The following is an 8,262-nucleotide window of genomic DNA, read 5'->3' as shown; positions in this document are numbered from 1 at the left end:
GGAGGCGATACATCATGTGTTGCCCATTAAGCGAGAAGAGCGAATATACCCGAGAGCCGTGAAGCCTAAGGCAAAGAAATACCCCAATAAAAAGAAAGCCAGTCAGCTTAACTGACTGGCATTAGGCTAAAGCCTGCAAAATCATGATGGTCTGCGAAAAGAAAATGGATGAGGCTACAAGCGCGGCCCCCGTTTCAGGAGAAGACGGCGAGAGCAAAAAGCGCCGTGTGGTGAAAAATTTATGTGTGTTTAACTTTGAACACACCGAGCCGGTAGAAGATTGATTTACCCAACCCGCCCTGTAGGGCGGGTTATTGGCGACGGCCATCACTGATAGAGGTACAGAACATGACTCATATTGATGCGCGAACGGCTTTTATGTTTACCCTGGCGAACCAGGAGCGGCTAGAACGTGAAGCAATACGTCAGGGCTTCTCTGATCCCCGTTGGGCTTCTGCGCTCGATTGGCGGCGTTGCAGCCGCCAAATCAAACCAGATTCGAAAGGGTGTCTGGTGTGTGATGAACTATTCAATCATGGCGGGCCAGTCAGCCTCCGAAATGGTCATATTGTCTTTAACTTTGAACAAACGATCCCCCTCTATTAATCCTCTCCTTAGTGTTTAGCCCGCATTCACGCGGGCATTTTTTTGCGCCTTGTTTGTATTCTGTATTTTATCTTTTTGGATATTCTGAGATTGTTGGTTTATACTTAATATTATATTGAGGCGCTAGGCCATTACTGATTGAGGTGATTATGCACTATCAAATTATCCAACTCTGCGATCTTGAATTGTCATTAATGGCAACTAGTAACCTCTCAGATTTTATCATCGAAGTTATAAAAAGCATCAAAACAATAAATCCAGAAATTGGAATTGGATTCTATTTTGGTTTTTGTAATGGTCTCTTGCAGAATGATATTCTAGATGACTTACTTTGCAGCACTGCAATTTCTTCTTTTTTTTGGGGGTAATGATGGCCTGTCCAACATGTGATCATGGAATATGCACCAACGGTTGTCAGCGACGCAAAGCGCCAACCCCGACGCCAAAAAATCGGGAAGAATTGATCTTTGAAACCAGGGATGGGAAAAATCAGGATGGTGAAAAAATATCCAGGGACGCAGGATAAAAAGACAAGGCATCGAACCTTGTCTTTTTATAGGTTAACCTCCGCAGTTTTGAAAGCCTACTGCGTTGAATTTAAGTCTTGCCAAAAAACGGCAGCGCAGTCTGCAACCTCTCATTTCATTCGAGCTTGTGCGTTTCATTTTTTCTTGCTGCCAGTTTTTAACATGGCCCCTGTAGTTACAGGGAAATTTTTTCACCTCCCTGAATAAAGTAAACACAGACGCAAGCGCTGCGTGTTGACTTTATTCAGTCCGGTGAATTTCCCTTGATGTAACTACAGGAGAATCGCCATGTTAAAAACTAAACGTCACCAAGAAGAAATGAAACGCCTTGAGCGCCGTAAACTTGAATTGGAAATTGAGAAGTTAGAGGAGGAAATTATTGCAATTAAAATGCGCCGCCGTCTTTTGGCAATCGGTACCTTCTTCACTGGCATTGGTTTGTTCGCTGGTCTCCTAAAAAGATAGGAGGCTTGCGCCTCCTATCTTTTTTTGCTCCCCTTCCACTTTGGGATTATATATTCGTCATCCGTAACAATGATTGTTACGCCTTGCGTTATTTCGTTATCCTCATAGTTGGGTTCACCACTCTTAATCTCTACACTCTGCCCATTATTGAAAAAATGCTTAACCACATCATCTAGAGCATTAAGGGTTATATCACCAATCTGACAATTGTTGTTTTTGTTCTCTCCGTCCACTGTCTTACTCCTTGTATAGTCAGTGTTGAAATATTAGACGCTGAACTATTAATCAGCAATGACAAACCACTCAACTACGCACCGATTTCCCATACTTTTCTCATACTGTGGATCGCCGCACATTTCCTACATTTCAGTTACGCTTTCGCTCATCGTTTTCAACAATGGCGCTCAAAAAATGTGCAAACCCATCCGCCTTGTCGCATAATAGTCCCAAGAGCAGGGTAGGGACACACCCTACGCAACGGTTGTTGCACGGGTTATTCCAGTACTGGCGGTGTGTATAGACCACTACCAGTGTATGACATGGTTTGTTAGTGAGCACTACTTCTACACTACGTTGCAGCCCTACACTTGCTTATATCTTTAACCATATCCTTTATTTTTAGGAGCTTGGAGGGCACTACCATGAATGCAAAAAAGCCGATAAGTGTTAAGTTGCTAGATGAGGTTAGGGCTCGCGGATTGGCTGATTCCATGAAGCGATGCGGTGATGAAAATGCCAGCAGTTGGATACGAGAAGCAATCGACATCCGCTTAATGTTGGAGGGGCGTGGATTTACAAAGAGGGAATTACTTTCGGGCTCTGTAACTAGCTCCCTGGAAAATGCCAGTAATACACATACACCACAGTCAAGCATGTCTCTTTTTTCAGACAGCGCTCTAATTGAATTGACTAAGGTTATTCTTAGGAATCATGCAATGTCTAAAAGACTTTTGGAGGAAGTATTATCTAATCCCAACCTCAACAGTTCGGGTTTAGAGTTCGATGATGTTTATCGAGATTTGAGGGATAGTGCGAATAGACTTGTGAATGATAAGCTACTTTCATCTGGGGGTTGATATGACTGGTGGAGTGAAAGACTTTATTCGTGGCGGTCAGGTTGCCAAAAATCAAGTTATTATGTTTAGCCAGAACATTAAGATGTCACTTATTCCAACTTTGACAATAGTTACGGTGTTGTCGTTGTGTTGCTTCTTTATTTTCACTGATAACTATGAGCGTTATTTATGGTGGGAGTATATTTCTGCGGAGGTGGCTGTTGAATCTAACGCGGCGCATATTCCAGTTGATTTTAAATATCCTGACGGAACAGCATATAAAGTTTTTCCGCAAGATATTATTTCCAGTGTAAACGTCAGAGGCGCACATGAGAAAGTTAGTACGCTGATTGATATGATTCTATTGGTCGCCTTATTAATTTCGGTGGTATCTGTTTTTTCCGTTAATGCCTATTTAACTAGGAAAGGAGAAAAGCTAGCAGAAGAAAGAGTAATTGACGGTTTGAGGCCATTTGATAATCAGCAGCAATTGATTGATATGGTCAGAAGTGAAAATAAGCGTATTGGATATACTGAACGTTATCATATATTTGATATCCCCCTATATAATGGGTCTGAGTTGCAGCATATTGGTATAAGCGGAAATACAGGCCAGGGGAAAACACAAACAATATTGCCGCTTGTCAAAGAGATTAGGGGGTATAATGACAAGGCAATTATCTATGATAAAGCCCGTGCGTTTGTTAGTTATTTCTATAACGCAGATAATGACATTATTCTAAACCCTCTCGATAGCCGGTCTCCTGATTGGAATATTCACGCTGAGGCTACCGATGCAACTCATTATGATGCTATTGCGGAAGCGATGATACCTTTACCTAAAGGTCAAGAACCTTATTGGTCACTGGCAGCGAGAACTATTTTTTCTAAAACGGCCTTGCGCTTTGCACAAGCGCGTGAATATCGCATGAGACCATTGCTCTTGAAACTCTATAGTACAACGTTGGAAGAAATGGCCGCGATGTTACAAGGAACTGAGGCCGGTGCATTATTAGATATGAACAACCCTAAAACGGGTGAAAGCATTCGCTCTGTCATGTCTACATATATAAAGTGCCTCGGTTATTGTAAGGATAACGGCGTACTGGTTGATCCAGACACGGGCATTCAGGATAAGTCGCGGCTGTTTAGTATCACTGAGTGGGTTAAGAACGATGAGCGTCGTGGGTTTATCTTTATCACGGTGAAAGGAGAGCACAGCGCAACGCTTAAACCTCTGATCACAACTTTCTATAACGTCGCTATCGTTGCCGGTATGAGTTTGTCGCCCTCTAAAACACGGCGGTTATTCGTCATGATGGATGAGCTACCGTCGATCAATAAACTGCCAGCACTAACAAGCGGTGCGGCTGAACTTCGTCAGTTTGGTTTTTCTTTTGTGTTGGGGTGGCAGCTTTACTCGCAGTTAGAAGAAGTGTGGGGAACATCGGGGGCGCAGACTGTTTCTGGTTTGTTGAATACACGCATTCAGTTCAACCCTGGCACTGAGCCGGCCAATGTAAAACATGCGTCTGAACAGTTTGGTTCTTACACGGTTTTGATGCCTGATGAGGGGTATTCGTTCGGTGTGGGTGTCTACCGTGATGGCGCTAACTTGAAATATAAGGAAGACAAAAGAGCCTGCGTAACCCCTTCGGCTATCTCAATCGTACCGCCACTTAACGGCTTTATACGGTTAGCTGGCGGGATGTTCCCAGTTTCTCCCTTCTCCGTTCCATACCATGAGCCTGACACTATTGCCAAAGACCTTATCGATAGACCATTGGAAGAACTGGCGCTTGGCGACATGCTAGTTATCTCTGACATGCCGTTAGATCTCGACAAGATGATTCAAGATAACATTGCTGCAAATAATGCTCGCCAAGGTGCGTTGGAGAAACAGCGGCGAGATAGTAAAGATGCAACCACTAAGAAGTCACCTAAACCACTCGTAAAGAATAAAGTTCCTGTTGTTGATAGCGCGAAACCTGGTTCTGAATGCGAACAACCAAAATTATTGCCGTCGCCGGAAGCGATGGATCAAGCGATAAAGCCTGTCAAAACACTTTCTCGGGGGGTGGTTGATGTGGAAGCGGCGAAAGGGGCAGCAAATGCAGCGAAGCGGGAACAGCGCAAGCCGTCAGCAATCGATGACTTTGATCTTGATTTGTAAGGGGTGCAGCTATGATGTCAATCAATTCAATCGGCAGCAGCGGTGCGGCGTCGAGTTACTATGAAGTGGATGATTACTACAACGAAAGCAACCGCGAAGGCCATGAAAAACTGTCTGAATGGCATGGAAAGGGTGCAGTGCTGCAAGGTTTGTCTGGGCCGGTAAAAGGTGAGGATTTTACCCGCGTTCTGGATGGCAGGGCCCCTGACGGCACCCAGCTTGGCCGCGTTGTCGATGGGGAAATAAAACACCGTCCTGGCATTGACCTAACGTTTTCGCCGCCTAAAAGTGTGGCGATTATGGCTCAAGTCTTTGGCGATACGAGAATCATTGAAGCGCATAAAGCTGCAGTTAAAGAGACTCTTGATTTGGTTGAACGGGTTGCAGCAGAAACGCGCATATCTCAAGCTGGCGTTAAAGTCAGAGAAAACACCGGCAATATGACGATTGCTACGTTCTTTCATACATCAACTCGCGCTCAAGATCCTGGTATGCACACTCATGCCGTGATTGCCAATATGACTATGACTGATTCTGGGCAATGGCGGTCTATCGCCAATGAAAATATCTGGGCCGACAGCAAAGCAAGGTTTGGTGAACATTACTCTATGCTGCTTGCTAACAAGCTATCTAATGAGCTTGGTTACAACATAGTGTCACGCGGTCAAAATGCAGAGTACGAAATTGCTGGGGTACCTGATCATCTTATTCAGGAATTCAGTACCCGTTCCAGGGCAATTAAAGACTTGCTTGAAGAACGTAATTTGCACGGGCCAAAGAACAAAGAGTGGGCTGCATTGCAAACGCGTGACAAGAAGGTTCCGATGGATAAAGCGCTGGAAACCGAAGTCTGGAAGGAGCGTGCCGCGAACATAGGGGTGGATTTGTCGAAGCTGGTAGATGAATCCATAGCCATCAAAGCCAATGGGATCACTGATGTCAGTGAATTGAAAGCCTTGGAAGCAGTGCAATCTGCCGCAGAAGGATTGGCCCAGCGAGAAAGTAGTTTTAGCCGCAAAGAGTTGGTGCAGGAGGCGAGAAACTACTGTGTGGGATATGCGCTTGATAAAGACATTGCAGCAGCGGTTAAAGTGCTTGAAAAAAATGAATTCTTAATTGCTCCGAATCAGGCTGAGCGTGGGATGTTAACCACAAGGGAAACGGTGGCTTTTGAGAATGACAACCTTTTGCGAATGGAGTTAGGCCGTAATTCCTTTGGCCCATTTTTGCCCTCAGAAAGGACAGCCGAGATCGCAAAAACGTTCACCCTCAACAATAGCCAGGCTGACACTTTGCTGAAAGTAAGTAATTCCAATGACAGGTATGTCGGGAACCAAGGCTGGGCGGGCGTGGGTAAAACTCACTGGGCCAAAGCTGCTAAAGTCGTGTTCGAGGAAGCCGGTTATAAAACGGTTGGTCTCTCTGCATCGGCCCAGGCCGCGAAAGAGCTTCAAACTCAATCGGGTATTGATTCCAATACCCTTGCCTCATTTATTGGTCAATATCGTGACAGGCTGGATGTGACACAGGGAGAGCGATTAAAGCAAGAAACCATTGCTGATATTCGGTCTGGTAAAACCCAACGTCAAATGTTGGTGGTTGATGAAAGTTCTTTCATTTCATCGGCTGACATGAACAAATTAATGCGGATTGCTGAGTCACTTGATGCCAGGGTAGTGAAGATGGGGGATTACCGTCAGTTAGGTGCGGTTGATGCGGGGGCCCCGTTTGAACAAATGCTCAACAGAAACATTGAGCATGGCAATATGACTGACATTATTCGTCAACGGAATGAGTCTCTAAAAACTGCAGTCTATGACGCGATCAGTGGCCGAATTGGAAAATCGATGGCCGGTGTGAATGTCAAAACCAACGCTCTTTGTACTGATACTTACGCAAAAATGGATGATGCAAAACAAAGTAATAAGCCTTTTGATTATGTGGGCGCGAGGCAAGATATGCGCGAATCACTGGCGAAGCAGGCTGTTGATGAGTATCGCAACCTATCTACTGAGAAGCGAGAGAATACGCTGTTAGTGGTGCCATCTAACGAACTTAGGGAGGCTGTTAACGTAGGGGTAAGGGAGTTTTTGAAAGAAGAAGGGGTGGTTTCCCTTGATGGTGTAAAAGTGTCTACGTTTAAGGGGGCTGGGCTTACCAATGCGGCTATGCGGTATGCTCATAACTATGAAATCGGAAACGTTTTGCGCTTCAATACGCCAAGTGAGCATCATGGTATCGCTCGTAACACCTACTTCACGGTGTCGGAAAACAGAGCAATGGTAGACGGCGAACGCTACCTGATTTTGACCGGTACCGACGATCCCGATAAGCGGATAATGATACACCCAAAAGAGATTTCATCACGGGGTGAACGTGCTGTGGAGGTGTTTAAAGAAACAGTGCGAGAACTGGCGGTGGGGGATGAGATCCGATGGGTGCGTAACGATAAGCCAAGAGGGATTATTAACTCGCAAAATGCAGAGGTTATAGGGGTAGATAAATCCAGTGGGGCCATTACTTTTAAAATGGAAGATGGTTCAGAAAAACAACTTGATATGGCCGATCCAAAGAATCGTCACCTAGATTACAGCCATGCGATCACCACTCATGCTGCGCAAGGTGCGACAGTTGATAACGTTATTACAGTCGCAGAGTCTTGGCACAAACTTCTTACCACACAACGTAGCTTCTATGTGCAGATTTCACGGGCCCGTGACGATGTAACGCTTATTACTGACAATCCAGTGAAACTTGAACAACAGATCCAAAAAGAGCCAGGTCATATCGTCAAGGCCCTAGATCTCTATGAAATATCGGATAAGCCATTGGATCATGATTTGATTGTTGAAGTTCAACAGTCATTAGATAACGGTACCGATATGCGGGAGGTGTATTTGGATTTGATCGTTGCGTGTGAGGGGGATGTCTATCAGGCTCAACAGCATTTGCAGCAAATTGGTGTTGATGTGGCTGATATTGAAAAGGGAATTGACCTTGAGCATGCGATAGATGATGCGCATTCCCGTATCAGTGGCGAAAAGTCTTCCTCATTGACTGGTACCCAGTCGCATTCAATGACGGAGGGTGATTTTCCTTTTCTGGGAGATAGCTCGGAGCGCTTGCATGCCATTTGTCAGCAGTTTGCAGACGGTGATCTACGCCTAGCCGATGCGAAGGATATGTTGAGTGATTTAGGTATTGGTGAGAAGGATGCAACCATGCTTTTGAGTAGCTTTAACGAATGGGATGAACTGAGTGTCGATAACATTAATAACGATAGAGTGATGGACGACTCACTCAATGATGAACACTCACATGACATTGGCGACAGTGACACTTTGCATGACCATGACCATGACCAAAAGCTGAATGATTTCGATTTGGATATATAGAATTGCAGTACTGCAATTTCGTGGTTAAGTTTTACTCATTA

General features: G+C 44.9%; 7 protein-coding genes. 6 read left to right on the top strand and 1 reads right to left on the bottom strand.

Going from position 1 to position 8,262, the window contains the following annotated elements:
- Positions 1-348 precede the first annotated feature (348 nt).
- The 3 genes from KU854_RS20730 to KU854_RS20720 all read left to right on the top strand — a co-directional run bounded on the left by KU854_RS20730 (position 349) and on the right by KU854_RS20720 (position 1,598).
- The gene (locus tag KU854_RS20730) at positions 349-606 is read left to right on the top strand and encodes an ArdC-like ssDNA-binding domain-containing protein (protein ID WP_218360241.1); all 258 of its coding nucleotides are present in this window, start codon (positions 349-351) and stop codon (positions 604-606) included.
- Between the two features lie 149 nt (positions 607-755).
- The gene (locus KU854_RS20725) at positions 756-974 is read left to right on the top strand and encodes a hypothetical protein (protein WP_218360240.1); all 219 of its coding nucleotides are present in this window, start codon (positions 756-758) and stop codon (positions 972-974) included.
- Between the two features lie 447 nt (positions 975-1,421).
- A complete protein-coding gene (locus tag KU854_RS20720; protein WP_218360239.1) occupies positions 1,422-1,598 on the top strand; it encodes a hypothetical protein in 177 nt (58 codons plus the stop codon).
- Between the two features lie 14 nt (positions 1,599-1,612).
- Here the strand turns inward: KU854_RS20720 and KU854_RS20715 are convergent, their stop codons facing one another.
- On the bottom strand, positions 1,613-1,831 hold the full coding sequence (locus tag KU854_RS20715) for a hypothetical protein (RefSeq protein WP_218360238.1): 219 nt from the start codon (positions 1,829-1,831) through the stop codon (positions 1,613-1,615).
- A gap of 408 nt (positions 1,832-2,239) precedes the next feature.
- On the opposite strand from KU854_RS20715, the gene KU854_RS20710 reads away from it, so the two are divergent.
- From KU854_RS20710 to mobF, 3 genes are read left to right on the top strand one after another with little or no spacing between them, the layout of a single operon-like run.
- Entirely contained in the window at positions 2,240-2,674 is a 435-nt protein-coding gene (locus KU854_RS20710; protein WP_218360237.1) for a hypothetical protein, read from the top strand.
- Between the two features lies 1 nt (position 2,675).
- Positions 2,676-4,826, top strand: a complete 2,151-nt coding sequence (locus KU854_RS20705) for a type IV secretion system DNA-binding domain-containing protein (RefSeq protein WP_218360236.1) — start codon at positions 2,676-2,678, stop codon at positions 4,824-4,826.
- A gap of 11 nt (positions 4,827-4,837) precedes the next feature.
- A complete protein-coding gene (gene mobF, locus KU854_RS20700) occupies positions 4,838-8,221 on the top strand; it encodes a MobF family relaxase (RefSeq protein WP_218360235.1) in 3,384 nt (1,127 codons plus the stop codon).
- Positions 8,222-8,262 lie beyond the last annotated feature (41 nt).

The sequence above is a fragment of the Enterovibrio paralichthyis genome (assembly GCF_019209835.1).
Classification (GTDB): Bacteria; Pseudomonadota; Gammaproteobacteria; order Enterobacterales; family Vibrionaceae; genus Enterovibrio; species Enterovibrio paralichthyis.
Note: the sequence above shows the minus strand (reverse complement) of the source record. Positions and strands in the feature narration are given on the sequence as shown.